This is a genomic window from Vibrio sp. KUL78, assembly GCF_059725505.1.
In genome coordinates this window covers 297773-323705 of the sequence record NZ_AP045837.1, presented here as the reverse complement: position 1 = coordinate 323705, position 25933 = coordinate 297773, and the positions used below count along the sequence as shown (strand labels likewise).

The 25933-nt window shown below is 46.1% G+C and carries 43 protein-coding genes and 2 pseudogenes; 5 read left to right on the top strand and 40 right to left on the bottom strand.

What is annotated here, in order from left to right:
- Nucleotides 1-80: 80 nt before the first annotated feature.
- The 3 genes from bamJ (at nucleotide 81) to AC6I8Y_RS01690 (ending at nucleotide 1267) form a co-directional block, all read left to right on the top strand.
- Nucleotides 81-704: a BamJ family beta-barrel-assembly machinery protein gene (bamJ, locus tag AC6I8Y_RS01700; RefSeq protein WP_042478697.1), complete on the top strand. Its 624-nt coding sequence runs from the start codon at nucleotides 81-83 to the stop codon at nucleotides 702-704.
- 94 nt (nucleotides 705-798) lie between these two features.
- On the top strand, nucleotides 799-1137 hold the full coding sequence (locus AC6I8Y_RS01695) for a DUF2780 domain-containing protein (RefSeq protein WP_498020669.1): 339 nt from the start codon (nucleotides 799-801) through the stop codon (nucleotides 1135-1137).
- On the top strand, nucleotides 1124-1267 hold the full coding sequence (locus AC6I8Y_RS01690) for a DUF2780 domain-containing protein (RefSeq protein ID WP_498020668.1): 144 nt from the start codon (nucleotides 1124-1126) through the stop codon (nucleotides 1265-1267). Before AC6I8Y_RS01695 ends, AC6I8Y_RS01690 begins: the two co-directional genes overlap by 14 nt.
- Before the next feature lie 100 nt (nucleotides 1268-1367).
- Here the strand turns inward: AC6I8Y_RS01690 and rplQ are convergent, their stop codons facing one another.
- The 39 genes and pseudogenes from rplQ to fkpA all read right to left on the bottom strand — a co-directional run bounded on the left by rplQ (nucleotide 1368) and on the right by fkpA (nucleotide 23659).
- Entirely contained in the window at nucleotides 1368-1754 is a 387-nt protein-coding gene (gene rplQ / locus AC6I8Y_RS01685) for a 50S ribosomal protein L17 (protein WP_031493230.1), read from the bottom strand.
- Between the two features lie 26 nt (nucleotides 1755-1780).
- Entirely contained in the window at nucleotides 1781-2773 is a 993-nt protein-coding gene (locus AC6I8Y_RS01680) for a DNA-directed RNA polymerase subunit alpha (protein WP_042478691.1), read from the bottom strand.
- A 24-nt stretch (nucleotides 2774-2797) separates the two neighbouring features.
- The gene (gene rpsD / locus AC6I8Y_RS01675) at nucleotides 2798-3418 is read right to left on the bottom strand and encodes a 30S ribosomal protein S4 (protein WP_042478689.1); all 621 of its coding nucleotides are present in this window, start codon (nucleotides 3416-3418) and stop codon (nucleotides 2798-2800) included.
- Between the two features lie 27 nt (nucleotides 3419-3445).
- Nucleotides 3446-3835: a 30S ribosomal protein S11 gene (rpsK, locus tag AC6I8Y_RS01670; protein WP_001118870.1), complete on the bottom strand. Its 390-nt coding sequence runs from the start codon at nucleotides 3833-3835 to the stop codon at nucleotides 3446-3448.
- Nucleotides 3836-3853: 18 nt separating this feature from the next.
- Nucleotides 3854-4210 (bottom strand): 30S ribosomal protein S13, encoded by a 357-nt coding sequence (gene rpsM, locus AC6I8Y_RS01665; protein ID WP_005450559.1) that lies wholly within the window; start codon nucleotides 4208-4210, stop codon nucleotides 3854-3856.
- Between the two features lie 148 nt (nucleotides 4211-4358).
- Complete coding sequence (gene rpmJ / locus AC6I8Y_RS01660) at nucleotides 4359-4475, bottom strand: 50S ribosomal protein L36 (RefSeq protein WP_042478686.1); 117 nt, start codon at nucleotides 4473-4475, stop codon at nucleotides 4359-4361.
- A 39-nt stretch (nucleotides 4476-4514) separates the two neighbouring features.
- The gene (secY, locus tag AC6I8Y_RS01655) at nucleotides 4515-5849 is read right to left on the bottom strand and encodes a preprotein translocase subunit SecY (RefSeq protein WP_234494643.1); all 1335 of its coding nucleotides are present in this window, start codon (nucleotides 5847-5849) and stop codon (nucleotides 4515-4517) included.
- 20 nt (nucleotides 5850-5869) lie between these two features.
- The gene (gene rplO, locus AC6I8Y_RS01650) at nucleotides 5870-6304 is read right to left on the bottom strand and encodes a 50S ribosomal protein L15 (RefSeq protein ID WP_021712509.1); all 435 of its coding nucleotides are present in this window, start codon (nucleotides 6302-6304) and stop codon (nucleotides 5870-5872) included.
- Between the two features lie 5 nt (nucleotides 6305-6309).
- Entirely contained in the window at nucleotides 6310-6486 is a 177-nt protein-coding gene (gene rpmD / locus AC6I8Y_RS01645; RefSeq protein ID WP_004410429.1) for a 50S ribosomal protein L30, read from the bottom strand.
- Between the two features lie 7 nt (nucleotides 6487-6493).
- Nucleotides 6494-6994: a 30S ribosomal protein S5 gene (gene rpsE / locus AC6I8Y_RS01640; protein ID WP_042478682.1), complete on the bottom strand. Its 501-nt coding sequence runs from the start codon at nucleotides 6992-6994 to the stop codon at nucleotides 6494-6496.
- 14 nt (nucleotides 6995-7008) lie between these two features.
- Nucleotides 7009-7362 carry a 50S ribosomal protein L18 gene (gene rplR, locus AC6I8Y_RS01635; protein ID WP_038228845.1) on the bottom strand — a complete coding sequence of 118 codons (354 nt, stop codon included), beginning with the start codon at nucleotides 7360-7362 and terminating at the stop codon, nucleotides 7009-7011.
- 9 nt (nucleotides 7363-7371) lie between these two features.
- Nucleotides 7372-7905: a 50S ribosomal protein L6 gene (rplF, locus tag AC6I8Y_RS01630; RefSeq protein WP_042478679.1), complete on the bottom strand. Its 534-nt coding sequence runs from the start codon at nucleotides 7903-7905 to the stop codon at nucleotides 7372-7374.
- A gap of 12 nt (nucleotides 7906-7917) precedes the next feature.
- Nucleotides 7918-8310, bottom strand: coding sequence for a 30S ribosomal protein S8 (gene rpsH / locus AC6I8Y_RS01625; protein ID WP_006075574.1), 393 nt, complete (start codon nucleotides 8308-8310; stop codon nucleotides 7918-7920).
- Between the two features lie 29 nt (nucleotides 8311-8339).
- Nucleotides 8340-8645, bottom strand: a complete 306-nt coding sequence (rpsN, locus tag AC6I8Y_RS01620) for a 30S ribosomal protein S14 (protein ID WP_004398460.1) — start codon at nucleotides 8643-8645, stop codon at nucleotides 8340-8342.
- 17 nt (nucleotides 8646-8662) lie between these two features.
- Nucleotides 8663-9202 carry a 50S ribosomal protein L5 gene (gene rplE / locus AC6I8Y_RS01615; RefSeq protein WP_006075572.1) on the bottom strand — a complete coding sequence of 180 codons (540 nt, stop codon included), beginning with the start codon at nucleotides 9200-9202 and terminating at the stop codon, nucleotides 8663-8665.
- 24 nt (nucleotides 9203-9226) lie between these two features.
- A complete protein-coding gene (rplX, locus tag AC6I8Y_RS01610; protein WP_042478676.1) occupies nucleotides 9227-9544 on the bottom strand; it encodes a 50S ribosomal protein L24 in 318 nt (105 codons plus the stop codon).
- An 11-nt stretch (nucleotides 9545-9555) separates the two neighbouring features.
- Entirely contained in the window at nucleotides 9556-9927 is a 372-nt protein-coding gene (gene rplN / locus AC6I8Y_RS01605) for a 50S ribosomal protein L14 (RefSeq protein WP_006075569.1), read from the bottom strand.
- Between the two features lie 160 nt (nucleotides 9928-10087).
- Nucleotides 10088-10342 carry a 30S ribosomal protein S17 gene (gene rpsQ, locus AC6I8Y_RS01600; RefSeq protein ID WP_042478674.1) on the bottom strand — a complete coding sequence of 85 codons (255 nt, stop codon included), beginning with the start codon at nucleotides 10340-10342 and terminating at the stop codon, nucleotides 10088-10090.
- Nucleotides 10342-10533, bottom strand: a complete 192-nt coding sequence (gene rpmC / locus AC6I8Y_RS01595) for a 50S ribosomal protein L29 (protein WP_004736737.1) — start codon at nucleotides 10531-10533, stop codon at nucleotides 10342-10344. Before rpmC ends, rpsQ begins: the two co-directional genes overlap by 1 nt.
- On the bottom strand, nucleotides 10533-10943 hold the full coding sequence (gene rplP / locus AC6I8Y_RS01590; RefSeq protein WP_006075723.1) for a 50S ribosomal protein L16: 411 nt from the start codon (nucleotides 10941-10943) through the stop codon (nucleotides 10533-10535). Before rplP ends, rpmC begins: the two co-directional genes overlap by 1 nt.
- An 11-nt stretch (nucleotides 10944-10954) precedes the next feature.
- Nucleotides 10955-11653, bottom strand: coding sequence for a 30S ribosomal protein S3 (rpsC, locus tag AC6I8Y_RS01585; protein WP_112481252.1), 699 nt, complete (start codon nucleotides 11651-11653; stop codon nucleotides 10955-10957).
- 16 nt (nucleotides 11654-11669) lie between these two features.
- On the bottom strand, nucleotides 11670-12002 hold the full coding sequence (rplV, locus tag AC6I8Y_RS01580) for a 50S ribosomal protein L22 (RefSeq protein ID WP_042478670.1): 333 nt from the start codon (nucleotides 12000-12002) through the stop codon (nucleotides 11670-11672).
- Nucleotides 12003-12012: 10 nt separating this feature from the next.
- Nucleotides 12013-12291 (bottom strand): 30S ribosomal protein S19, encoded by a 279-nt coding sequence (rpsS, locus tag AC6I8Y_RS01575; RefSeq protein ID WP_031495622.1) that lies wholly within the window; start codon nucleotides 12289-12291, stop codon nucleotides 12013-12015.
- A gap of 19 nt (nucleotides 12292-12310) precedes the next feature.
- Nucleotides 12311-13135 (bottom strand): 50S ribosomal protein L2, encoded by an 825-nt coding sequence (gene rplB / locus AC6I8Y_RS01570; RefSeq protein WP_042478666.1) that lies wholly within the window; start codon nucleotides 13133-13135, stop codon nucleotides 12311-12313.
- 15 nt (nucleotides 13136-13150) lie between these two features.
- The gene (gene rplW / locus AC6I8Y_RS01565; RefSeq protein ID WP_042478664.1) at nucleotides 13151-13453 is read right to left on the bottom strand and encodes a 50S ribosomal protein L23; all 303 of its coding nucleotides are present in this window, start codon (nucleotides 13451-13453) and stop codon (nucleotides 13151-13153) included.
- Complete coding sequence (rplD, locus tag AC6I8Y_RS01560; protein ID WP_042478663.1) at nucleotides 13450-14052, bottom strand: 50S ribosomal protein L4; 603 nt, start codon at nucleotides 14050-14052, stop codon at nucleotides 13450-13452. The genes rplW and rplD overlap by 4 nt, the downstream gene beginning before the upstream one ends.
- Nucleotides 14053-14068: 16 nt before the next feature.
- Nucleotides 14069-14699: pseudogene (gene rplC, locus AC6I8Y_RS01555) on the bottom strand (50S ribosomal protein L3).
- Nucleotides 14700-14713: 14 nt separating this feature from the next.
- Nucleotides 14714-15025 carry a 30S ribosomal protein S10 gene (rpsJ, locus tag AC6I8Y_RS01550; protein WP_031495630.1) on the bottom strand — a complete coding sequence of 104 codons (312 nt, stop codon included), beginning with the start codon at nucleotides 15023-15025 and terminating at the stop codon, nucleotides 14714-14716.
- A gap of 371 nt (nucleotides 15026-15396) precedes the next feature.
- On the bottom strand, nucleotides 15397-15873 hold the full coding sequence (bfr, locus tag AC6I8Y_RS01545) for a bacterioferritin (protein ID WP_042478657.1): 477 nt from the start codon (nucleotides 15871-15873) through the stop codon (nucleotides 15397-15399).
- Between the two features lie 81 nt (nucleotides 15874-15954).
- A complete protein-coding gene (locus tag AC6I8Y_RS01540; protein WP_252013184.1) occupies nucleotides 15955-16143 on the bottom strand; it encodes a (2Fe-2S)-binding protein in 189 nt (62 codons plus the stop codon).
- Nucleotides 16144-16327: 184 nt separating this feature from the next.
- A complete protein-coding gene (gene tuf / locus AC6I8Y_RS01535) occupies nucleotides 16328-17512 on the bottom strand; it encodes an elongation factor Tu (RefSeq protein WP_498020523.1) in 1185 nt (394 codons plus the stop codon).
- A 123-nt stretch (nucleotides 17513-17635) separates the two neighbouring features.
- On the bottom strand, nucleotides 17636-19732 hold the full coding sequence (fusA, locus tag AC6I8Y_RS01530; RefSeq protein WP_394154792.1) for an elongation factor G: 2097 nt from the start codon (nucleotides 19730-19732) through the stop codon (nucleotides 17636-17638).
- Between the two features lie 77 nt (nucleotides 19733-19809).
- Complete coding sequence (rpsG, locus tag AC6I8Y_RS01525; protein WP_042478937.1) at nucleotides 19810-20280, bottom strand: 30S ribosomal protein S7; 471 nt, start codon at nucleotides 20278-20280, stop codon at nucleotides 19810-19812.
- Nucleotides 20281-20400: 120 nt separating this feature from the next.
- Nucleotides 20401-20775, bottom strand: a complete 375-nt coding sequence (gene rpsL / locus AC6I8Y_RS01520; RefSeq protein ID WP_004399892.1) for a 30S ribosomal protein S12 — start codon at nucleotides 20773-20775, stop codon at nucleotides 20401-20403.
- A 175-nt stretch (nucleotides 20776-20950) separates the two neighbouring features.
- Nucleotides 20951-21214 carry a DsrH/TusB family sulfur metabolism protein gene (locus tag AC6I8Y_RS01515; protein ID WP_042478939.1) on the bottom strand — a complete coding sequence of 88 codons (264 nt, stop codon included), beginning with the start codon at nucleotides 21212-21214 and terminating at the stop codon, nucleotides 20951-20953.
- 7 nt (nucleotides 21215-21221) lie between these two features.
- Nucleotides 21222-21578, bottom strand: coding sequence for a sulfurtransferase complex subunit TusC (gene tusC, locus AC6I8Y_RS01510; protein WP_394154789.1), 357 nt, complete (start codon nucleotides 21576-21578; stop codon nucleotides 21222-21224).
- The gene (gene tusD, locus AC6I8Y_RS01505; RefSeq protein ID WP_498020667.1) at nucleotides 21575-21970 is read right to left on the bottom strand and encodes a sulfurtransferase complex subunit TusD; all 396 of its coding nucleotides are present in this window, start codon (nucleotides 21968-21970) and stop codon (nucleotides 21575-21577) included. The genes tusC and tusD overlap by 4 nt, the downstream gene beginning before the upstream one ends.
- On the bottom strand, nucleotides 21971-22645 hold the full coding sequence (locus AC6I8Y_RS01500; protein ID WP_042478957.1) for a helix-turn-helix transcriptional regulator: 675 nt from the start codon (nucleotides 22643-22645) through the stop codon (nucleotides 21971-21973).
- Between the two features lie 224 nt (nucleotides 22646-22869).
- Nucleotides 22870-23659 (bottom strand): annotated as a pseudogene (fkpA, locus tag AC6I8Y_RS01495) (FKBP-type peptidyl-prolyl cis-trans isomerase).
- Nucleotides 23660-23827: 168 nt separating this feature from the next.
- Between fkpA and AC6I8Y_RS01490 the strand changes: the two are divergent.
- Together AC6I8Y_RS01490 and AC6I8Y_RS01485 are read left to right on the top strand one after the other, a co-directional pair.
- Nucleotides 23828-24808, top strand: coding sequence for a WD40 repeat domain-containing protein (locus AC6I8Y_RS01490; RefSeq protein ID WP_252014633.1), 981 nt, complete (start codon nucleotides 23828-23830; stop codon nucleotides 24806-24808).
- A gap of 4 nt (nucleotides 24809-24812) precedes the next feature.
- Complete coding sequence (locus AC6I8Y_RS01485) at nucleotides 24813-25040, top strand: SlyX family protein (protein ID WP_042478959.1); 228 nt, start codon at nucleotides 24813-24815, stop codon at nucleotides 25038-25040.
- Nucleotides 25041-25184: 144 nt separating this feature from the next.
- Here AC6I8Y_RS01485 and rlmB read toward each other — a convergent pair whose 3' ends face one another.
- Nucleotides 25185-25922, bottom strand: a complete 738-nt coding sequence (gene rlmB, locus AC6I8Y_RS01480; protein WP_394154782.1) for a 23S rRNA (guanosine(2251)-2'-O)-methyltransferase RlmB — start codon at nucleotides 25920-25922, stop codon at nucleotides 25185-25187.
- Nucleotides 25923-25933: the final 11 nt, after the last annotated feature.

The window sequence follows — 25933 nt, the reverse complement described above, 5'->3', positions numbered from 1 at the left end:
TAAAAGTTAGTTAGAGCGTTTCGGTTTGTAGCCAGAACTGGTATTCTTTCGTCTTCATTCGAATAGCAAGAGAGACCGTCATGTCTGACGTGAAATTAGAAACTGTAGAACAGAAAGCAAGCTATGGTATTGGTCTGCAAATGGGCCAACAGCTTGCAGGTAGCGGCCTTGAAGGTCTAAACGTAGACGCAATCGCTAAAGGCATTGCAACTGCACTTACTGGTGACATGCCAGAAATCGAAATCGACGAAATCAACAACGCACTGCAAGAGCTACACACTCGCGCAGAAGCAGTTCGTCAAGAAGCAGCAAAAGCTGCAGCAGCTGACGGTGAAGCGTTCCTAAAAGACAACGCACTTCGCCCAGAAGTAACAGTTCTTGAGTCTGGTCTTCAATACGAAGTTATCACTGAAGGTACTGGCGAAATCCCATCTGCAGACAAAACTGTACGTGTTCACTACCACGGTGAACTAACAGACGGTACTGTATTCGACAGCTCTGTATCTCGCGGTCAACCAGCTGAGTTCCCTGTAACTGGCGTAATTAAAGGTTGGGTTGAAGCACTTCAACTAATGCCTGTAGGTTCTAAGTGGAAACTATACATCCCTCAAGACCTAGCTTACGGTGAACGTGGCGCAGGCGCAGCAATTCCTCCGTTTGCAGCACTAGTATTCGAAGTTGAGCTACTAGACATCATCGCTTAATCTCAGCTCTGATACGCTATTTTTAAAAGCAGTGACTCGTCACTGCTTTTTTATTGTCTAATCTTAACGGGTAGACAATAAAATGGACGGTATCATGAGAACATTTCTAGCCCTTTCTACGGCACTATTAATTTCAGTTCCAACCCACGCTGCACTTAACCTCTCTGGTGTATCCGCAGACGATGCAAATAGCTTACTATCTAGTGCAAACTCTATGATGGAAGCAAAAGACTCACCAGTCGTCAATGACCTGGTAAACGACCTATCTATCTCGCCAGAACAAGCTACAACGGGTGTTGGTGCACTGCTGTCACTTGCGCAAAGCTCTTTGAGTTCTGAGCAGCAGAGTGAACTCAGCTCTCTTATTCCTGGTATGGATTCGCTGACTAGCAGCGGCCTTTTTATCTTCAATACAGGATATGGACAGTGTTAAGAGCGCATTCTCTTCAGTGGGTCTCGATCCTTCAATGATCTCTGAGTTCGCGCCAATTGTGTTGGATTATCTTGGTTCGCAAGGAGCGAGCTCTGGGTTGATGGATTCTCTGACTTCCTTGTGGCAGTAAAAAGAATCACAGCCGTCATCGCAGATTAAGAACACGAGTTTCAGATAGCAAAAAGCCGAGCATAAATGCTCGGCTTTTTTAGTTCTACGAACTTTACTGATTACTCAGCAGCAGCTTCTTCAGATGCTTCTGGGCGATCAACTAGCTCAATGTAAGCCATTGGAGCTTTATCGCCAGCACGGAAGCCAGCTTTTAGGATACGAGTGTAACCGCCCTGACGAGCAGCAAAACGTGGACCTAGTTCGTTGAATAGTTTCGCAACTACTTCGTTATCACGAGTACGTGCAAATGCTAGACGACGGTTAGCAACACTGTCAGTCTTAGCTAGTGTAATCAAAGGCTCAACTACGCGACGTAGCTCTTTTGCTTTAGGCAATGTAGTCTTGATTACTTCATGACGTACAAGAGAGCTAGCCATATTGCTGAACATCGCTTTGCGATGGCTGCTGTTGCGGTTGAGTTGACGACCACTCTTACGATGGCGCATGACCTAATCCTTCTAACTAGTATCGATTAATCTTCAGCGATAGACGCTGGTGGCCAGTTTTCTAGGCGCATGCCCAGAGACAGACCACGTGATGCAAGTACGTCTTTAATCTCAGTAAGAGATTTTTTACCAAGGTTTGGCGTTTTAAGTAGCTCAACCTCAGTACGCTGTACAAGATCACCGATGTAGTGAATCGCTTCTGCTTTTAGACAGTTAGCAGAGCGAACTGTTAGTTCAAGATCGTCTACAGGACGCAGTAGAATAGGATCGAACTCCGGCTTCTCTTCCTTCTCCTCAGGAACACGTACATCACGAAGATCTACGAATGCATCCAATTGCTCAGCTAGAATAGTAGCTGCGCGACGGATAGCTTCCTCAGGTTCTAGAGTACCGTTCGTTTCCATATCGATAACGAGCTTGTCTAGGTCAGTACGTTGCTCAACACGTGCCGCTTCTACAGCGTAGGCAATTTTGTCTACTGGGCTGTAAGTTGCGTCAACTAGCAAACGACCGATTGGACGCTCATCTTCTTCAGTATGGATACGAGCTGAAGCTGGAACATAACCACGACCACGTTCAACTTTGATTCGCATAGAAATCTCAGCGTTGTCATCCGTTAGGTGACAAATAACGTGTTCTGGGTTAGCGATCTCTACATCACCATCATGGGTGATGTCACCTGCAACAACAGGGCCTGAGCCTGATTTGTTTAGTGTAATAAACACTTCGTCTTTGCCTTCAGCAACGCGAACAGCAAGACCTTTCAGGTTAAGAAGAATCTCAAGGATATCTTCTTGTACACCTTCTTTAGTGCTGTACTCGTGCAGAACGCCTTCGATTTCAACTTCAGTCACTGCACAACCTGGCATTGACGAAAGCAAAATACGGCGAAGCGCATTACCTAGAGTGTGACCAAAGCCACGCTCTAATGGCTCAAGAGTTACTTTTGCGTGTGTCGTGCTAACTTGTTCGATGTCAACAAGACGTGGCTTAAGAAATTCTGTTACAGAACCCTGCATTGTGTCCTCTCTTTAGTTTAAACCTTACTTAGAGTAAAGCTCGACGATCAAGTGTTCGTTAATGTCAGCAGATAGATCTGAACGCTCAGGCATACGCTTGAATGTACCTTCCATCTTGCCAGCATCTACTTCAATCCAAGTTGGTTTTTCGCGTTGTTCAGCAACTTCTAGAGCCGCTTTAATACGAGCTTGCTGTTTAGCTTTCTCGCGGATAGAAACAACGTCGTTAGCCGTAATTTTGAATGAAGGAACGTTTACAACATTACCGTTAACTAGGATAGCTTTGTGGCTAACTAGCTGACGTGCTTCTGCGCGAGTTGCACCAAAGCCCATGCGGTAAACTACGTTATCTAGACGACCTTCAAGAAGCTGAAGTAGGTTTTCACCAGTGTTGCCTTTAAGGCGAGCTGCTTCTTTGTAGTAGTTACGGAATTGTTTTTCTAGAACGCCGTAGATACGACGAACTTTTTGCTTCTCACGAAGCTGAACGCCATACTCAGATAGACGACCGCGACGAGCGCCGTGTACACCTGGTGCGTTATCGATTTTACACTTGGTATCGATCGCGCGTACACCTGACTTAAGGAATAAGTCTGTACCTTCGCGACGGCTAAGCTTCAGCTTAGGACCCAAATATCTTGCCATGATTCTTCTCCAATTATCCTAGAAACGTTATACGCGACGTTTCTTAGGTGGACGACAACCGTTATGAGGGATTGGTGTCGCGTCAACGATGTTCGTGATGCGGAAACCAGCAGCGTTCAGTGCACGAACAGTAGATTCGCGACCTGGACCTGGACCCTTAACCATAACTTCCAAGTTCTTTAGACCGTATTCTTTAGCCATTTCAGCACAACGCTCAGCAGCAACCTGTGCAGCGAACGGAGTAGACTTACGAGAACCACGGAAACCTGAACCACCTGCAGTAGCCCATGCAAGAGCGTTACCTTGACGGTCAGTAATGGTTACGATTGTGTTATTGAAAGAAGCATGGATGTGCGCAACGCCATCTGCAACTTGCTTGCGTACGCGCTTACGAGCGCGAGTTGGTTGTTTAGCCATTGTACTCTACCTTCCCGATTATTTCTTGATCGGCTTACGCGGACCCTTACGGGTGCGAGCGTTGGTTTTAGTACGCTGTCCACGTAGTGGTAGACTGCGACGATGACGAAGACCACGGTAACAGCCAAGGTCCATAAGACGCTTGATGTTCATTGATACTTCACGACGTAGATCACCTTCTACAGTGTACTTAGCTACACCATCACGCAGTTGATCGATCTGCTCTTCAGTTAGTTCACTGATCTTAACATCTTCAGCAATACCCACTTCAGCTAGGATAGCTTGAGAGCGAGTTTTACCGATGCCGTAGATCGCAGTTAGTGCGATTACAGCGTGTTTTTGATCAGGAATGTTAATGCCTGCTATACGGGCCATTATTCACTCCTAGTGTTTCTTAAAAAGAATAGCCGCAGCAAAGCCCGTTATGGATACGCTGCGGAGTGCTACTTCTTTTGCACGCAAAAGGTAGGCCGAGGAATATACTCGACCATACCTTATATTTCAAGTAAAAATTTCTGCTTAATTAGCCTTGGCGCTGCTTGTGCTTTGGCTCACTGCTACAGATAACACGCACAACACCGTTGCGCTTGATAACTTTACAGTTACGGCAGATTTTTTTAACGGAAGCACGAACTTTCATTGCTAAACTCCGTAGATGAAATCTGAGACTACCGCCGAATTAACGGCCGTAACCTTTCAGATTTGCTTTCTTCAACACAGAATCATACTGTTGTGACATCAGATGAGTCTGTACCTGTGCCATAAAGTCCATAATTACTACCACTACGATAAGTAGTGAAGTACCGCCGAAGTAGAAACGTACGTTCCACGCGACCATCATGAACTCGGGAATCAGACAGATAAAGGTAATATATAGAGCACCCGCTAGGGTTAGTCTAGTCATTACTTTATCGATGTATTTCGCTGTCTGCTCACCTGGGCGGATGCCGGGTACGAATGCACCTGACTTCTTCAAGTTATCTGCTGTTTCACGCGGATTGAAAACAAGAGCCGTGTAGAAGAAACAGAAGAAAATAATCGCTGCTGCATAAAGCATTACATACAACGGTTGACCTGGGCTAAGAGCCAATGACACGTCAGTTAACCAACCGAACGCGCTGCTCTCACCATTCTGACCAAACCACTGAGCCAGTGTTCCTGGGAACAGGATAATGCTTGAAGCAAAGATTGCTGGAATAACACCTGCCATGTTGATTTTCAACGGTAGGTGTGTGCTTTGTGCTGCGAAAACCTTACGGCCTTGTTGGCGCTTAGCGTAGTTAACGACGATACGACGTTGACCACGTTCCATAAACACCACAAAGTAAATCACAGCGAAAGCAAGTACAGCAATCAACAACAGAAGAAGTACGTGCAGTTCACCTTGACGCGCTTGCTCGATTGTTTGACCGATTGCCGAAGGCAATCCAGCAACAATACCTGCAAAAATTAGAATGGAAATACCATTACCAATTCCACGCTCTGTAATTTGTTCACCTAACCACATTAGGAACATGGTACCAGTTACTAAACTTACGGTTGCAATTAGCGTAAACATGGTTTGGTCGATAACGACCAGATTATTGACCATGTTTGGAAGGCCAGTTGCGATACCTATTGCCTGGAATGTTGCAAGTACAAGCGTACCATAACGCGTATATTGGCTAATCTTACGACGCCCTGCCTCACCCTCTTTCTTGAGCTCGGCTAACGCTGGATGAACTACCGTTAGCAACTGGACAACAATCGACGCCGAAATATACGGCATGATGCCCAGTGCTAAAATAGATGCACGCTCTAATGCACCACCGGAGAACATGTTAAACATTTCTACGATGGTACCTTTTTGCTGTTCGAACAAATCGGCAAGTACAGCTGCGTCAATACCAGGGATCGGCACAAAAGAGCCGGCACGGAACACTAAAAGTGCGCCTATCACGAATAAAAGTCTAGACTTAAGTTCGTTTAAGCCATTCTTTGCACTACTAAAATCTTGTCCTGGTTTCTTAGCCATCTGTACCTCATCCCTCGAGATTATTCCTCGATTTTACCGCCTGCAGCTTCGATTGCAGCTTTAGCGCCTTTAGTCACGCGTAGACCTTTAACAGTCACAGCTTTGTTGATTTCACCTGAAAGAACAACTTTAACAAATTCGATGTTCTTAGTGATAACGTTAGCTGCTTTAAGGCTGTTTAGGTCAACAACGTCACCAGTTACTTTCGCTAGCTCAGCTAGACGAACTTCAGCAGACACTAGGCTCTTACGAGAAGTGAAACCGAACTTAGGTAGACGCTGTTTCAAAGGCATTTGACCGCCTTCAAAACCTGGACGAACACTGCCGCCAGAACGTGATTTTTGACCTTTGTGACCACGGCCACCAGTTTTACCTAGGCCAGAACCGATACCACGACCTACGCGCTTCTTAGAAGGCTTAGAACCCGCAGCCGGTGATAGAGTATTCAAACGCATTCTGATTACTCCTCAACTTTAACCATGTAGTAAACCTTGTTGATCATACCGCGAACGCACGGAGTATCTTCAAGTTCTACTGTGTGGTTGATTTTACGAAGGCCAAGACCTTTAAGACACGCTTTGTGCTTAGGTAGGCGACCAATTGAGCTCTTAGTTTGAGTTACTTTGATAGTTGCCATGGTGTTCTTACTCCGAAATAGATTCAACAGTTAGACCACGTTTAGCAGCAACCATTTCTGGTGACTTCATGCTACCTAGAGCGTCGATCGTTGCACGAACGATGTTGATAGGGTTCGTAGAACCGTATGCTTTAGATAGTACGTTGTGTACACCTGCAACTTCTAGTACTGCACGCATCGCACCACCTGCGATAACACCCGTACCTTCTGCTGCTGGCTGCATGTAAACTTTAGAGCCAGAGTGGCGACCTTTCACCGGGTGGTGAAGAGTGCCTTCGTTAAGCGCGATCGTAGTCATGTTACGACGTGCTTTTTCCATTGCTTTTTGAATCGCAGCAGGTACTTCACGAGCTTTGCCGTAACCGAAACCTACACGACCGTTACCGTCACCAACTACTGTTAGTGCAGTGAAGCTCATGATTCGACCACCTTTAACCGTCTTAGAAACACGGTTAACGGCGATTAGCTTTTCTTGCAAATCACTAGCTTGTTGTTGTTCTTTAGCCATCTTCCAACCCTACCTTAGAATTTCAGACCAGCTTCGCGAGCAGATTCTGCTAGCGCCGCTACTCGACCGTGGTATTGGAAACCAGAACGATCGAATGCAACAGCAGATACGCCTTTTTCAAGCGCGCGCTCAGCAACAGCTTTACCTACTGCTTTAGCTGCATCGATGTTACCAGTACTCTTAACTTCTTCACGAATTGCTTTTTCTACCGTAGAAGCGGCTGCGATTACTTCAGAGCCGTTCGCTGCGATTACTTGAGCGTAAACGTGACGAGGAGTACGGTGTACTACTAGGCGAGTTGCACCCAGTTCTGCAATCTTACGACGTGCACGTGTAGCACGACGGATGCGAGATGCTTTCTTATCCATAGTGTTACCTTACTTCTTCTTAGCTTCTTTAGTACGCACATTTTCATCTGCGTAACGAACACCTTTACCTTTGTAAGGCTCAGGCTCACGGTAAGAACGAATGTCAGCTGCAACTTGACCTACTAGTTGCTTATCACAACCAGTAATGATGATCTCAGTTTGGCTTGGACATTCAGCTTTAATACCCGCTGGCAACTCGTGCTCAACTGGGTGAGAGAAGCCTAGTGTTAGACCTACAGCGTTGCCTTTGATAGCAGCACGGTAACCAACACCTTTAAGAGTTAGCTTCTTAGTAAAGCCTTCAGTAACACCAACAACCATGTTGTTAACTAGTGCACGTGCAGTACCTGCCTGTGCCCATGCGTTAGCAACACCGTCGCGAGGACCGAAAGTAAGGTTGTTCTCTTCTTGCGCAATAACTACAGCGTTGTTTAGAACGCGAGTTAGTTCGCCTTTAGCGCCTTTAACAGTCACTTCTTGACCGTTAAGTTTCACCTCTACGCCAGCTGGAATAGCGACAGGTGCCTTAGCAACACGAGACATAATCTACTCCTATTAAGCTACGTAACAGATGATTTCACCGCCAAGACCTGCTTTACGAGCAGCGCGGTCTGACATCAGACCCTTGGAAGTAGAAACAACAGCAATACCCAAACCGCCCATCACAGTTGGTAGCGAGTCTTTGTTTTTGTAGACACGCAGACCAGGACGTGAAACACGTTTGATTTGCTCAATTACAGGTTTCGCTTGGAAGTACTTAAGAGTAACTTCTAGCTCTGGTTTTGCTTCGCCTTCAACAGCGAAGTCAACGATGTAACCTTCAGCTTTCAGTAGTGCAGCAATTGCAACTTTAAGCTTTGAAGAAGGCATTTTAACAGCAACTTTGTTTGCTGCTTGACCGTTACGAATGCGGGTCAGCATATCCGAAATCGGATCTTGCATGCTCATACGATTTACTCCAAATGATTAAGTGGCAATTACCAGCTAGCCTTACGAAGTCCAGGAATCTCGCCTTTCATGCAAGCTTCACGAACTTTGATACGGCTTAGACCGAACTTACGTAGGTAACCGTGTGGACGACCAGTTTGGTTACAACGGTTGCGCTGACGTGATGCACTTGAATCACGTGGAAGAGATTGCAGCTTAAGAACTGCATTCCAACGATCTTCTTCAGATGCGTTTACATCGCTGATGATAGCTTTTAGAGCTGAGCGCTTTTCAGCAAACTTAGCTACTAGCTTCGCGCGTTTTGCTTCGCGCGCTTTCATTGATTGTTTAGCCATAACAGTAACCCTTCACCTTACTTACGGAATGGGAAGTTAAAGGCAGCCAGCAGAGCTCGGCCTTCCTCATCGTTTGCAGCAGACGTCGTAATAGTGATGTCTAGGCCACGAACACGGTCTACTTTATCGTAGTCGATTTCCGGGAAGATGATTTGCTCGCGAACGCCCATGCTGTAGTTACCGCGTCCGTCAAAAGACTTAGCGCTAACGCCACGGAAGTCACGTACACGTGGAAGTGCGATAGAGATTAAACGCTCTAAAAATTCCCACATACGTTCGCCACGCAAGGTTACTTTACAACCAATTGGGTAGCCTTCACGAATTTTGAAACCTGCAACAGATTTACGCGCTTTAGTGATAAGAGGCTTTTGACCAGAGATCGTTGCCATATCAGCTGCTGCGTTTTCTAGCAGTTTCTTATCGTTGATTGCTTCACCAACGCCCATGTTTAGGGTGATTTTCTCAATCCTAGGGACTTGCATGACGCTTGAGTAGTTGAATTGTTTGGTCAATTCAGCAACTACAGACGACTTGTAGTAATCATGCAGTTTCGCCATAGTAGAACTCCAAATTACTTTCTATTAGTTAGAAACAGTTTCGCCGTTAGACTTGAAGAAACGAACTTTCTTGCCATCTTCGATACGGAAACCGATGCGGTCAGCTTTACCAGTAGCCGCGTTAAAGATTGCAACGTTAGAAGCGTCAATTGCTGCTTCTTGCTCAACGATGCCACCTTGTTGACCTAGAGCCGGTTGTGGCTTTTGGTGCTTCTTAACAAGGTTGATACCTTCAACGATAACTTTACCAGTTGCTAGAACCTTAGTTACTTTACCTTTCTTGCCTTTATCTTTACCAGCAAGAACGATTACTTCGTCATTACGACGGATTTTAGCTGCCATTTTATAGCTCCTTACAGTACTTCAGGTGCTAGTGAAACAATTTTCATGAATTTCGCGTTACGAAGTTCACGAGTCACTGGACCAAAGATACGTGTGCCGACTGGTTGCTCAGTAGTGTCGTTCAACAATACACAAGCATTACGGTCGAAGCGAATGACAGAACCGTCTGGACGACGTACGCCTTTACGGGTGCGAACTACTACCGCCTTCAGAACATCACCTTTTTTAACTTTACCGCGAGGAATTGCTTCTTTCACAGTAACTTTGATGATGTCGCCGATGTGTGCGTAACGACGGTGTGAGCCACCCAGAACCTTAATACACATTACCTTGCGCGCGCCAGAGTTATCTGCTGCGTCAAGTGTACTTTGCATTTGGATCATTGTTAGTGCTCCGCTAAATATTAAAAACTAGACCCTCTCGGGTCGGGCTGCCTCTTTAAAGGGACGCGAATTGTACCACCCTTTTTTGTGATTGGGTAGACAAAAAATAAGCGGCCCCAAAAATAATTTGGAGCCGCTTGATTTCGCTATAGAAAAACGATTAAATTTTCGCTTTTTCTACGATGCTTACCAAAGTCCAAGACTTAGTCTTAGACAGTGGACGGCACTCACGAACTTCAACAGTGTCGCCAATGCCACACTCGTTGTTTTCGTCATGTGCGTGTAGTTTAGTCGTACGCTTTACGAATTTACCGTAAATTGGGTGTTTAACCATGCGTTCGATTGCAACAACAATAGACTTGTCGCCTTTGTTGCTAATTACACGACCTAGTTGAGTACGGATTTGTTCGCTCATTATGCGCCTGCCTTCTCAGTCAAAACAGTTTTCACACGTGCGATATCACGGCGTACAGCTTTTAGAGTATGAGTTTGCTGAAGCTGACCAGTAGCAGCTTGCATGCGCAAGTTGAACTGTTCACGTAGCAAATTCAAAAGCTCAGCGTTAAGCTCTTCAACGTTTTTTTCGCGTAGATCTTGTGCTTTCATCACATCACCTGCTTAGTTACAAATGTAGTTTTGAACGGCAGTTTGCGAGCCGCTAGGCGGAACGCTTCACGTGCCAACTCTTCAGGTACACCGTCCATTTCGTACATAACCTTACCAGGTTGGATTTGGGCTACCCAGTACTCAACGTTACCTTTACCCTTACCTTGACGAACTTCTAGTGGTTTTTCTGTGATAGGCTTGTCTGGGAATACACGAATCCAGATTTTACCTTGACGCTTAACGTGACGCGTCATTGCACGACGAGCCGCTTCGATCTGACGAGCAGTAAGACGACCACGACCAACAGCCTTAAGACCGAATGTGCCGAAGCTTACGTCTGTACCTTTAGCTAGACCACGGTTGCGACCAGTCTGAACCTTACGGAACTTAGTACGTTTAGGTTGTAGCATCTGTCGACTCCTTACTTACGGCCTTTGCGCTGCTTCTTAGGCTTATCGCCTTTTGGCTCTACAGCGTTAGCTGCTGGCATACCGCCTAGAATCTCACCTTTGAAGATCCAAACTTTAATGCCGATCACACCGTATTGAGTGTGAGCCGAAGAAGTTGCGTAATCAATGTCAGCACGTAGAGTGTGTAGAGGCACACGGCCTTCACGGTACCACTCAGAACGTGCGATTTCAGCGCCGCCTAGACGACCACTTACTTCCACTTTGATACCTTTAGCGCCAAGACGCATAGCATTTTGTACCGCACGCTTCATAGCACGACGGAACATAACACGACGCTCAAGTTGAGACGCGATGCTATCAGCCACAAGTTGGCCGTCTAGCTCAGGCTTACGTACTTCAGCGATGTTAATTTGCGCTGGTACACCTGCGATTTTAGCTACAGCTGCGCGTAGCTTCTCAACGTCTTCACCTTTCTTACCGATAACAACGCCAGGACGAGCAGTGTGAATAGTCACACGGATGCTCTTAGCTGGACGCTCGATAACGATACGTGAAAGAGACGCTTTTGCTAGTTCCTTAGTAAGGAACTGACGTACCTTGAAGTCGCCGTCTAGGTTGTCAGCGAAATCTTTGGTGTTAGCAAACCATGTAGCATTCCAAGGCTTAACGATGCCAAGACGAATACCATTAGGATGTACTTTCTGACCCATTGCTTATCTCCTAGTCTTAAGCGTCTGCAACAACAACAGTGATGTGGCAAGAACGCTTCAAGATACGGTCGGCACGGCCTTTAGCACGAGGCATAATACGCTTCATGATAGGGCCTTCATCTACGAAGATTTTTGCGACTGAAAGATCGTCGATATCTGCACCTTCGTTGTGTTCCGCATTCGCGATTGCTGATTCAAGAACTTTCTTAACTAGTTCAGCAGCTTTTTTGTTGCTGAAAGTTAGTAGTTCAAGAGCTTGATCCACGCTTTTACCGCGGATTTGGTCTGCAACTAAGCGAGCTTTCTGTGGAGAAATACGAGCAAAGTTATGTTTAGCGATAGCTTCCATCATCTACTCCTTATTTCTTCTTAGCTTTCTTATCCGCAGCGTGGCCGCGGTAAGTGCGAGTTGGTGCAAATTCACCCAGTTTGTGACCGATCATTTCTTCGGTAACGAAAACTGGTACGTGCTGACGACCATTATGGACAGCGATGGTCAAACCAATCATTGATGGGATGATCATTGAACGACGGGACCAAGTCTTAACAGGCTTTTTGTCTCCGCTTTCCACCGCTTTCTCTACCTTCTTCAGCAAGTGTAGGTCAATAAAAGGACCTTTCTTGAGAGAACGTGGCATGGCGATTCCTCTTTATAGATTACTTGTTACGACGACGTACGATGTACTTGTCAGTGCGCTTGTTCTTACGAGTCTTAAAGCCTTTAGTTGGCTGACCCCAAGGAGATACTGGGTGACGGCCACCAGAAGTACGACCTTCACCACCACCGTGTGGGTGGTCTACCGGGTTCATTACCACACCGCGAACGGTTGGACGAACACCGCGCCAGCGGCTAGCACCAGCTTTACCTAGTTCACGTAGCATGTGCTCAGCATTACCAACTTCACCGATTGTTGCACGGCCTTCTGATAGTACTTTGCGCATTTCGCCAGAACGTAGGCGTAGAGTTACATATGCACCATCGCGAGCGATGATTTGTGCGTATGCACCTGCAGAACGAGCAATTTGTGCACCTTTACCAGGCTTAAGTTCAACACAGTGTACTGTAGAACCTACTGGGATGTTGCGCATCGGCAGAGTGTTACCTGCTTTGATAGGCGCATCAACACCAGACTGGATAGAGTCACCCGCTTGGATGCCTTTTGGTGCAATGATGTAGCGACGCTCACCGTCTGCGTACAGAACTAGAGCGATGTTTGCGCTACGGTTTGGATCGTATTCTAGGCGCTCAACTTTCGCTGGGATGCCATCTTTAGTACGTTTGAAGTCAACCAAACGGTAGTGATGCTTGTGACCACCACCAATGTGACGTACTGTGATACGACCGTTGTTGTTACGACCACCGTTCTTAGAGTTTTTCTCTAGAAGTGGAGCGTAAGGCTTACCTTTGTGAAGGTCAGCGTTAACAACTTTAACTACGTGACGACGACCAGGGGAAGTCGGCTTACATTTAACAATAGCCATTGTTTAACTCTCCTGTTATTCCGCACCGCCAACGAAGTCAAGATCTTGACCTTCCGCCAGAGTCACATACGCCTTCTTAACGTCGCTGCGGCGACCTTGACGTAGACCTTGACGCTTAGTCTTACCCTTAAGAACAAGAGTATTTACAGTCTTAACTTCAACTTCAAATAGCTTTTCTACAGCTGCTTTGATCTCTTTCTTAGTTGCATCTTTAGCTACTTTGAAAACGATAGTGTTCGCTTTCTCAGCTGCCATAGTTGCTTTTTCAGAGATGTGCGGAGCACGTAGAACTTTTAGGATACGCTCTTCAGTGATCATGCTAGCATCTCCTCAACTTGTTTAACTGCAGCAGCAGTAATAACAACTTTGTCGAACGCGATTAGAGAAACTGGGTCAATACCAGCTACGTCACGTGCGTCAACTTTGTATAGGTTACGAGCAGCTAGGAATAGATTCTCATCTACTTCGCTAGTCACGATTAGCGCATCTGTAAGCTCAAGCTCTTTAAGCTTAGCTACAAGCTCTTTAGTTTTTGGAGCTTCTACAGAGAAGTTATCAACAACGATTAGACGCTCTTGACGAACTAGCTCAGAAAGAATGCTCTTCATAGCGCCGCGGTACATTTTCTTGTTAACTTTTTGGCTGTGATCTTGTGGTTTCGCAGCAAAAGTAACACCACCTGTACGCCAGATTGGGCTACGAATTGTACCAGCACGTGCACGGCCAGTACCTTTTTGACGCCATGGCTTAGCGCCACCGCCAGATACTTCAGAACGAGTCTTTTGAGCACGAGTACCTTGACGAGCACCTGCTGCATAAGCAACAACTACTTGGTGTACTAGAGCTTCGTTGAAGTCACGTCCGAAAGTAGTCTCGGAAACAGTTAGTGCATCAGCACCTTTAACCATCAATTCCATTACTTACTCCTAGACGTTAAGCTTTAATAGCTGGTTTAACGATCACGTTGCCGCCTGTTGAGCCTGGTACTGCACCTTTGATAAGAAGCAGATTGCGCTCAGCGTCAACACGTACGATCTCTAGGTTTTGAGTCGTTACACGCTCAGCACCCATGTGACCTGCCATTTTTTTGCCTTTAAATACGCGACCTGGAGTTTGGCACTGACCAATTGAACCCGGAGCACGGTGAGACAAAGAGTTACCGTGAGTAGCATCTTGAGTAGAGAAGTTCCAACGCTTAACAGCGCCTTGGAAGCCTTTACCTTTAGAAGTACCAGTAACGTCTACTTTTTTTAACGTCGTTGAATAGTTCTACGTTTAGCTCAGCGCCAACTGCGAACTCTTCGCCGTTTTCCAAACGGAATTCCCAAAGACCGCGACCTGCTTCAACACCTGCTTTCGCAAAGTGGCCAGCTTCTGGCTTAGAAACACGGCTAGCTTTCTTTTCGCCTGCAGTTACCTGGATTGCTGCATAACCGTCTGCTTCAAGTGTACGTACTTGAGTTACACGGTTCGCTTCAACCTCAACAACTGTTACAGGGATAGAAACGCCTTCTTCGGTAAAAATGCGGGTCATACCCACTTTACGTCCGACTAGACCAATCATTCTTCTAATCTCCCTTAACCTAGGCTGATTTGAACATCAACGCCAGCAGCAAGATCAAGACGCATTAGAGCGTCAACAGTTTTGTCTGTTGGCTCAACGATGTCGATCAAACGCTTGTGAGTACGGATTTCGTACTGGTCACGTGCATCTTTGTTGACGTGTGGAGAGATAAGAACAGTGAAACGCTCTTTACGAGTAGGTAGTGGAATTGGACCACGAACCTGTGCGCCGGTACGCTTAGCTGTTTCAACGATTTCCGCAGTTGACTGGTCGATTAGTTTATAATCGAAAGCCTTTAGGCGGATACGAATACGTTGGTTCTGCATGAGACAGAGCTCCAATAATTAAAAATTACACAAACAATATCGCCACTCATACTCGCGAAGGCGAGAGAATGCCGATTGATTTATGTGAAACCGTAGCACTCTAATTGAGCGCATTGTCAGCTAATTTTCGATTCACTCACTGCTAGGCAGAGAGTCAATTGTATTAACTGCGAACATAAGCTGAGTCTACGTTACTAAGCACCTTGCCGAGGCAATTTGCTTACTCCTCTTTGCTCATTGGTTCACAACTGAACTAAGTCAGTGGGCGGTATTATACAGATCACAAAACGGGATGCAATAGGTGGGGGAAAATTAAACGAATTTTGTTTTAGGGCCTAGTGGCTTGATACTAGACCCTAGATTTTAGTGTCTTACTCTTCATCGACAAACTGAGCTTGTAGGTAGTTCTCTATCCCCACTTTCTCGATGAGTCCAAGTTGGGTTTCGAGCCAATCAACGTGCTCCTCTTCATCATTTAAGATGTCTTGGAACAAGTCACGAGACACAAAGTCTCTAGTATCTTCAGCGTAGGCAATGGCATCCTTTAAGTCGGGGATTGCGATCATTTCCAATTTCAAATCACATTCGAGCATCTCTTTGGTGTCTTCACCAATCATCAGTTTCCCGAGATCTTGGAGATTAGGAAGCCCTTCGAGAAACAAGATACGCTCTATGAGATGGTCTGCATGTTTCATCTCATCGATAGATTCGTGATATTCCTTATCTGCTAGGTGCTTTAAGCCCCAGTCTTTATACATTCTTGCGTGTAGGAAGTATTGATTAATAGCAACGAGTTCGTTGCCGAGAATTTTATTGAGATGTTGAATTATGATTGGATCGCCTTTCATGACAAAGCCCTCCTCTTTGGCTCACTATTAACTGTAGAACCTATTAGGGAGGTGTCAAAGTAACCTGGCGAAGGTCTGGGGTTAGCTTACTTTTGCAAGCTGCAGCGCCTGTGTTTCACTTAGGATCTCTTTCGCTTGTTTAACGCATTTACCACATTGGGAGCCAAGAGAAGTACACCTTCTGATAGTACGCATATCACTGATGCCCTCTTCTAGAGCAAGCTTACGCAATTTTTTATCAGAGATGCCGTGGCATAAACAAACAAACATAAAACAACCTTTCACAATTCACGGGGTAGAATATAAACGAGAATTGTTAGCATTACCAGTACTATTTTTACGTAAATTTACGCAGCTCGGCTAAGTACCTGAACAGACGTTAGATTTATTTTCAGATAAAAAAAGAGGAGCCTAAGCTCCTCTTTTCGCGTTTATTGCGATTATCAACTAAATATTAGTCGAAGATCTTAGCAACAACACCAGCACCTACTGTACGGCCACCTTCACGGATAGCGAAACGTAGGCCTTCATCCATTGCGATTGGAGCGATTAGCTCAACTTTCATTTGGATGTTGTCGCCAGGCATTACCATTTCTACGCCGTCTGGTAGAGAGATGTCACCAGTTACGTCAGTTGTACGGAAGTAGAACTGTGGACGGTAGCCTTTGAAGAACGGAGTATGACGGCCGCCTTCGTCTTTAGAAAGTACGTATACTTCAGACTCGAACTTAGTGTGTGGGTTGATTGAACCAGGAGCTGCAAGAACTTGACCACGTTCAACTTCGTCACGCTTAGTACCACGTAGAAGTGCACCAACGTTCTCACCAGCACGACCTTCGTCAAGAAGCTTACGGAACATCTCAACACCAGTACAAGTAGTCGTTGTAGTCTCTTTGATACCAACGATTTCTACTTCGTCACCTACGCGTAGGATACCACGCTCGATACGACCAGTTACAACAGTACCACGACCTTGGATCGAGAATACGTCTTCGATTGGTAGTAGGAACGGTTGGTCTACTGCACGCTCTGGCTCTGGGATGTAAGAGTCTAGTGCTTCAGCTAGTTCAACGATTTTCGCTTCCCACTGCTCTTCGCCGTTTAGTGCGCCTAGTGCAGAACCTTGGATAACTGGTAGGTCATCACCTGGGAATTCGTATTCAGATAGAAGTTCACGAACTTCCATTTCTACTAGCTCTAGAAGCTCTTCATCGTCAACCATGTCACATTTGTTCATGAATACGATGATGTATGGGATACCAACCTGACGGCCTAGTAGGATGTGCTCACGAGTCTGAGGCATTGGGCCGTCAGTTGCAGCAACAACTAGGATACCACCGTCCATCTGTGCAGCACCAGTGATCATGTTCTTAACATAATCCGCGTGTCCTGGACAGTCTACGTGTGCGTAGTGACGAGTTGGAGTGTCGTACTCAACGTGAGAAGTTGCGATTGTGATACCGCGCTCACGCTCTTCTGGAGCGTTATCGATAGATGCGAAGTCTTTCGCTTCACCGCCGTACACTTTAGCTAGAGTAGTACAGATTGCAGCAGTTAGAGTTGTTTTACCGTGGTCAACGTGGCCGATAGTACCAACGTTAACGTGCGGTTTAGTACGTTCAAATTTTTCTTTAGACACGATCGTGTTCCTTCCTAGTTATGATTCGCCCCGAGAACGAATTTTGTCGGGGCGCGCCAGAATTTGCTATTTTATGCGTCAATTTTACTCAACGCAACAGATTCATTACTAAACAATAGCTGATTAGCTGCGCTGTGCAATAATCGCATCAGCCACATTCTTCGGAGTCTCAGCGTATTCGCTAAATTCCATCGAATATGACGCACGACCTTGGGTCGCACTACGCAAGTCAGTTGCGTAACCAAACATCTCAGAGAGCGGTACTTGTGCACGGATGATCTTAAGGCCAGCGTGGCCGTCATCCATACCTTCGATCATGCCGCGGCGACGGTTAAGGTCACCAACAACATCACCCATCCAATCTTCTGGAGTCGTTACTTCAACCTTCATCATTGGCTCAAGCAGAACAGGTTGTGCTTCAAGCGCACCTTTTCTGAAGGCCATCGAGCCGGCGATCTTAAACGCCATCTCGCTAGAGTCGACATCATGGTAAGAGCCATCATACAGTGTTGCTTTAACATCCAGTACAGGATAGCCAGCAAGAACACCGTTGTTCATCTGCTCTTCGATACCTTTCGATACCGAGCTGATGTATTCCTTAGGAACCACACCACCCACGATCTCGTCAACGAACACAAACCCTTCGCCCGCTTCAGATGGCTCAAGCTTAAGCCATACGTGACCATATTGACCACGACCACCTGATTGGCGAACAAATTTGCCTTCAACTTCTGTGCTGCCGCGAATCGTTTCGCGGTACGCAACTTGAGGTTTACCCACGTTACAATCAACACTGAATTCGCGCTTCATACGGTCAACGATGATGTCTAGGTGAAGCTCACCCATACCTGAAATTAGCGTTTGGCCAGTTTCGTCATCGGTTTCCACACGGAACGACGGGTCTTCTGCTGCCAGTTTACCTAGCGCAATACCCATTTTCTCTTGGTCAGCTTGAGAGCGAGGCTCTACCGCGATCTGAATAACTGGCTCAGGGAATTCCATGCGCTCAAGAATCACTTTGTGGTTCTGGTCACACAGGGTATCACCTGTTGTTACGTCCTTCAGACCAATCGCTGCTGCAATGTCACCCGCACGAACTTCTTTTACTTCTTCGCGCTTGTTTGAGTGCATTTGAACGATACGGCCAAAGCGTTCACGCTTTTGCTTCACTGAGTTATAAACGGCATCACCCGAATTTACGACACCTGAGTAAACGCGCATAAACGCAAGGGTGCCGACAAACGGGTCGGTTGCAATCTTAAATGCAAGTGCAGCGAATGGTTCGTTGTCGTCCGCATGACGCTCTACTTCGTTCTCATCTTCGTCGATACCTTTAATCGCAGGTACGTCTACTGGAGAAGGAAGATATTCGACAACCGCGTCTAGTACCGCTTGCACACCTTTGTTCTTAAATGCACTACCACATGTTGCGAGTACAATTTCGTTATTTAGTGTACGAGTACGCAGACCCGCCTTGATTTCAGCTTCCGTTAGTTCGCCTTCTTCAAGGTATTTATCCATCAACTCTTCGCTTGCTTCTGCAGCGGCTTCAACCATGTTGTTGCGCCACTCTTCCGCTTCATCTTGCAGTTCTGCTGGAATCTCTTCGTAGGTGAAGGTCATGCCTTGATCGGCATCGTTCCAGTTGATTGCTTTCATCTTGATAAGGTCGATGACACCTTTGAACTCATCTTCTGCACCAATGTTTAATTGGATTGGAACTGGGTTCGCACCAAGACGATTTTTAATTTGGTCCACAACGCGTAGGAAGTCTGCGCCCGCACGGTCCATCTTGTTCACAAATACCATACGTGGAACATGATATTTATCAGCTTGACGCCATACAGTTTCAGACTGAGGTTCAACACCTGATGAGCCACAGAATACAACCACTGCACCATCAAGCACACGCAAAGAACGCTCTACTTCGATAGTAAAGTCAACGTGTCCAGGGGTATCAATGATGTTTACGCGATGATCTTGGAATTGTGCTTCCATACCACGCCAGAAGGTAGTAGTCGCAGCAGATGTGATAGTGATACCACGCTCTTGCTCCTGCTCCATCCAGTCCATGGTTGCAGCACCATCGTGAACTTCGCCGATTTTGTGAGAAAGGCCAGTGTAGAACAGAATACGCTCACTTGTGGTTGTTTTACCTGCATCTACGTGAGCAACGATACCGATATTACGATAGCGCTCAATAGGAGTTTTACGAGCCACGATTGTATCCTCTTACTAAGGTTAACCTTAGAGTATAGAAAAGTGCTGCGAGAGAACCTCGCAGCACTGAAAAGGTATTACCAGCGGTAATGAGCAAACGCTTTGTTAGCGTCAGCCATGCGGTGAACGTCTTCACGTTTCTTAACCGCAGTACCTTTGTTCTCAGACGCGTCTAGCATTTCAGCAGCTAGGCGTTGAGCCATAGATTTTTCACCACGCTTACGCGCAGCTTCAACCAACCAACGCATAGCAAGTGCGTTACGGCGAACCGGACGAACTTCTACAGGTACTTGGTAAGTTGAACCACCTACACGGCGAGATTTAACCTCTACCGCTGGGCGAACATTTTCAAGAGCTTCTTCAAATACAGCTAAGTGGTCTTTGCCAGACTTCTCAGCCATAGTTTCTAGTGCACCGTAAACGATTTTTTCAGCAGTTGATTTCTTACCGTCAACCATTACGATGTTTACAAATTTTGCCAGCAGCTCAGATTTGAACTTTGGATCTGGAAGGATCTTACGCTGACCAATTACGCGACGACGTGGCATGGAATTTCTCCGTTGTCTTATTCTTCAGGTTATCCAAAACTTTACAGTTTCTTCAAAAATTAAAATTTTAATTTTAGTGTTTGGCCTTACTTAACGCTTCTCTTTATAAAAAGAAGGGCATTAAGACTTAGGACGCTTCACACCGTACTTAGAACGACCTTGTTTACGGTCATTTACGCCAGCACAGTCAAGTGCGCCGCGAACAGTGTGGTAACGTACACCCGGAAGGTCTTTAACACGACCGCCACGGATTAGAACAACTGAGTGCTCTTGAAGGTTGTGACCTTCACCGCCGATGTACGAAGTTACTTCGAAGCCGTTCGTTAGACGAACACGACATACTTTACGAAGTGCTGAGTTAGGTTTTTTAGGTGTAGTAGTGTAAACACGAGTACATACACCACGTTTTTGTGGGCACGCTTCTAGTGCAGGCACGTTGCTTTTAACAACTTGCTTTGCACGAGGCTTACGTACCAACTGGTTAATAGTTGCCATTAACTAGCTCCTGATTTACTTGAAAGTAAGCTTTGTGAAAAATCTAGCCCCAATCACCAATGGCAATTAGGGACGCAAAATTCTATGCAGCAGTGAGAGGTGTGTCAAGAAATATACAGATCTTTTTTGGAATATGCGTATCTCAGTATCGGTAACTAAGACATAAGAAAGAAGGTTAATCCCAAGTCGTGCTGGCGACGTGACGTTCTGTCAGCTCAACAAAGCCTTTAAAATCGGTAACTTGCAACGCTTGTCCATTATCCTTGGCCAAGCCACGCGCATCCATATCTTGTTCTAGAAAGTAGCACTGCCACTCTTGCGTCGTATCAATACTAACTACTAAGTAACACGCACTCTCAACAAAAAGGACATCATCCCCTTTTTGCAGGTACGCCTTAGCCTGTTGATAGCCCACTTCGCTTTTAATAATGTGCAGCATGGTAATCCTAGAAAGTTAATACTTTATGACATTGATTGAGTTCATCAGAAATCGCGGACTCAGAGACAACTTGAGCAGAAATAAGCAACTCTTCTTCTGTTAAGCGATAACGCTCTAGGCTTTGCTCACAGACAAACACTTGCTCAATGTCGTAAAGATCCATCAGTTTGAATGCACTGATGTAGTCTCTAGATAGAATAGAGCGAGTCTCCTGCCCTTTGCGCAGCTGATTCACCCCCTCACCGACGAAGAACACTTTGATGTCCTCCGTAAACGCGGACGTCGCAAGCAGTGCATCCAGACCTTCACGACCTGCGGCACTGGCATGCGGTAGTGAGTTAAATACAAAAGCTAATATCGTCAAAACTGCACCACCCTATCTTGAGTCAGCATCGCACTGGCAAGACTGCCTAGCCCGGCTTGCTCGAAACCGTCCGCTAAGTTGTCGACATCTCGCTGATGCTGCAACGCCTCATCGCTCCCCAGCACGCCACGACGCAATGATGCAGCAACACAGGTTTCTAGACGAACCCCATGCTCCGCCGCGAGCGTTTGCCACGCAGAGACCAAATCGAACTCGTCGTTAGCAGGTACCGTTAAGCGCGACGCGTTGTGAACGCCATCTTGGTAAAAAAAGACACTGACAAGCTTATGCCCTTTCGCGATCAGCGCGTTGGCAAATTGATAGGCATTACGCGCTGACTGACTTCCATACACTGAGCCGTTTACCACCAGACTGTAGGTCAAAGCAGACAATTACTCGTCCTCGGTCTTACGCTGACGAATATACAGATAAACGGTGTGTTTTGAGATATTCAATCTATCGGCAACGCGGTTAATAGCGTCTTTGATATCGAAGATTCCTTTGTCATAGAGCTCCATAACAATTTGACGATTCTTAGTGTTGTTAGACACTGACTTGTCGGCATTGATATCTTCAATCGTACGCTCTACCGTTTGGTCGACAAGCTCTTCTACATCACTCGCGAAGTTAACCGATGAAGCCGCATCTTTGGCATCTTGTGTCGGCATAAAGGATTGAAGAATCTGGGAGAATGGTGCATCTAGGTTGACGTTGATACACAGCAGACCAATCACTCGGTTGTCACCGTTGCGGATAGCGATAGTAATCGACTTCATCAATACGCCACCTTTGGCGCGAGTGAAGTAAGAGCGAGAGAAGTTGCGCTCAGAGCCTTCAATATCTTTTAGCATTTTAAGCGCTAAGTCGGTGATCGGTGAACCCACCTGACGCCCCGTGTTCTCGCCGTTAGCGATCTTTACTGCTGACGTGTTCAACGACTCAAGTGAGTGCAAAACGATTTCACAGAATGGTCCGATCAAGCTCGCAAGCCCATCTACCACCGCTTCATAGGATTGTAAGATGATTTTGTCGTGCTCGCTAAATGGCGCCACGTCAACCGACTCCATCTCGAGCAATTCATCTGGGTTAGAAATTTCAGTCACTGTAGTTGGACCCTAACGATACTTAAAAAAAATTACCGTAAGTTTATCAGAAAATTTGAGAGCTACCTCTATGTATGTATCCAACAAGTGATTTAGGGCAAAAAAAGTGCTGTTTTTTCTTGTACCTGAAATAAACCGCAATAAAAAAGGCTCACCGTAGTGAGCCTTTTGTCATGCAATATCAAGCATTATTGCGTTGCTTGAACGTCATCGCCTTCGATTTTCAGTAGTTCAACTTCAAACACTAGCGTTGAGTTAGCAGGGATAGTCGGAGTATCTTGTTCACCGTATGCTAGCTCTGGCGGGATAACAAACTTGTACTTAGAACCCACAGTCATCAACTGAACGCCTTCCGTCCAACCTGGGATAACGCGGTTAAGTGGGAATGTTGCTGGCTCACCACGATCGTAAGAGCTATCGAACTGAGTGCCGTCGATAAGCGTGCCTTTGTAATGAACCTGAACGGTGTCAGTCTCTTTAGGTTTGTCACCAGTACCTTCTGTTTCTACTTGGTAAAGTAGACCAGATTCCGTCGCTGTTACGCCTTCTTGTTTCGCAAACTCAGTGCGGAAATCATCACCCGCCTTCATTGCAGCTGCTGCTTTCTCTTCAGCTTGCTTTTGCATCGTTTCAGCAACACGCTTGTCTAGACCTTCTAGCGCCGCACGGATCTCGTCTTCACTTAGCTCAGCATTGCCAGCAAAAGCCTGCTCGATACCTTTAAGTACCAGCTCTTTCTTAAGCTCAATACCAAACTCTGCTGGTTTCTCGATGCTTGTGCTTAGGTAGTTAGCAAAAGACACACCGATTGCGTAAGCCGCTTTGTCATCTTCTGTTTTAAAGTGAACCGCTTTACCTGTTTCAGCTTGTACTTGCTCTTGCGCTGCTGGCTCAACTTTTGGTTCTTCTTCTTTTTTGACAACCGACTGCCAACATAACTGTCGCAGCAAGTAGCGACACTTTAAATAGTGATTTCATTTATTTCTCCAATGATGGACATTCTTGTAGACTTAATACCTAGCCATGCTCTAAGAATAACGTTCAGCAAGCATGCATAACTAACTAAATCTAGTAACTATTTCCTAGTAGCTCAAACTATAAATATACTAGCTTAAACTCAATACTCAACGTGGAATAACAGTAATGATGCGAATAATATCTCATTCTGTGCTGTGGTTAATTGTCATCAGCCTGTTAAATGGTTGCCTATTCTCCACAGACTCAGAAAAACGCTGGGACCTAGCGCTTGAAGGCTCGACCGCAATGGCACTGAGCCGAGACGCGAGATTCGCACTCCTCTATTCCAAACAGCAACACCTACAGCTTTGGGATCTCGAACAAAATAAGATCCTAGCTCGCTTGGGTATTCAAGATCCTGACGAAAACATTATTTCCCTTATTCGCTTTAGCGACAATGGACGCTTTGCCGTCACTGCCACCCAAACCAATTTCGCTATTTGGGACTTAGCTTGGTCTCAATCAACGGGGCTTTGGTCGATCTCAGATGGATTAATTCAAGACATCGCACTCGGTAATTCTGGTGACGAAGTCCTTGTTGGTCTGAGTAATGGTAAAGCAATATTTATCGATTTAGTCACTGGAAGGCGGCTAGAGTTCCTTGCTCACGTAGAAAAAGTTAATTCCGTGTCGCTATCGCCTAACGGTAAATACGCACTATCCGGAGGCAATGACCATAACGCCTATTTCTGGAGTACGGAATCTGGTCAGATATTACACCGTTTTGAACATCAGCAACGTGTCGGAACGGTCGAGCTACAGAGAGATGGATTATTTGCGCTTACCTCTGATACAGGTAATGACGCGATTATTTGGGATTTAACATCGGGCAAGCAGATTAGTCAGCTCAGTACCTGGACCCGACAACTGATCTTTTCCTCGGCCCGCTTTTCTGATGATGGTAAGCGATTAGTCACTGGCTCTCCCTCTTCACGTCTCATGGTTTGGGATAGTAAGACCGGAAAACGACTTGAGGGGTTCGAAGTAGAATTGCTAAAAGATGTTCGTCCGCCACGAGGAGTAGTGTATGATGCCGCCTTTGAGAGCAACCAGCGAGTACTTTCTGCCTCGTCAGCTGGTGTCATCCAAGCTTGGAAAATTAGTGAGTAACCTTATGAGCAATAAAGAGATTCAAGCTCTCGAAGAGAGAATCAATGATATGGAGTGCAAAATGGCATTCCAAGAGCAGACCATCGAAGAACTCAATGATGCGTTGACTCAGCAACAGCTGCTGATCAGTAAAATGCAAGACCAAATGAAATATGTGGTTGGTAAGGTAAAAAATATGGATACCTCAAATCTAGCGGATCCATCAGAAGAAACACCACCGCCACACTATTGATATTTCAGTAGTAAATACCTCTCATTTATCACCATCTTGACAAGTTTGTCGTCACCCCTGCACAGGCAGGGGTCTACTTACCGCCTTCACCAAGCCTTCAGTAGATTCCTGCCTACGCAGGAATGACATCTTCGAACTAAATACCTAGAGGGTGCGTTGGCGAACCGCTTCAAAAAGACAAATACCTGATGCCACCGAGACGTTTAAGCTCGATACCGCACCAGCCATTGGGATCTTGATAAGGTCATCACAGGTTTCACGAGTCAGGCGGCGCATACCATCACCCTCTGCGCCCATAACAACCGCTAGAGAGCCAGACAGCTTCGCTTGATAAATATCGTGCGTCGCTTCGCCTGCAGTTCCAACGATCCAGATGCCTTTCTCTTGCAGCGCGCGCATTGTACGTGCCAAGTTGGTCACACGGATAAGAGGAACAGTCTCAGCAGCGCCACACGCTACCTTGCTAACTGTCGCGGTCATTGGTGCAGAGCGGTCTTTCGGTACAATCACCGCCGCCACACCCGCCGCATCCGCGTTACGCAGACATGCGCCAAGGTTATGCGGGTCGGTGACACCATCTAAAATAAGCAGTAACGGCTGTTCATGCTGCGCTAATACATCATCGAGATCGTTTTCGTTGAGCTGCTTAGCCGGTTTTACCTTAGCAATGATGCCTTGGTGATTCGCACCGCTGGCTTTGTCATCCAGTGTTTTGCGGTTCATTTGCTGAATCGACACACCAATTTGGTTGAGTTCGTTCAACAGCGGCATCAAGCGATCGTCTTGACGCCCTTTTAGTACATAGGCTTCCACAAAGCGCACTGGATCTTTTTCAAGAACCGCTTTAATCGCGTGGATACCGTAAATAAATTCATTACTCATGGAATAATCCT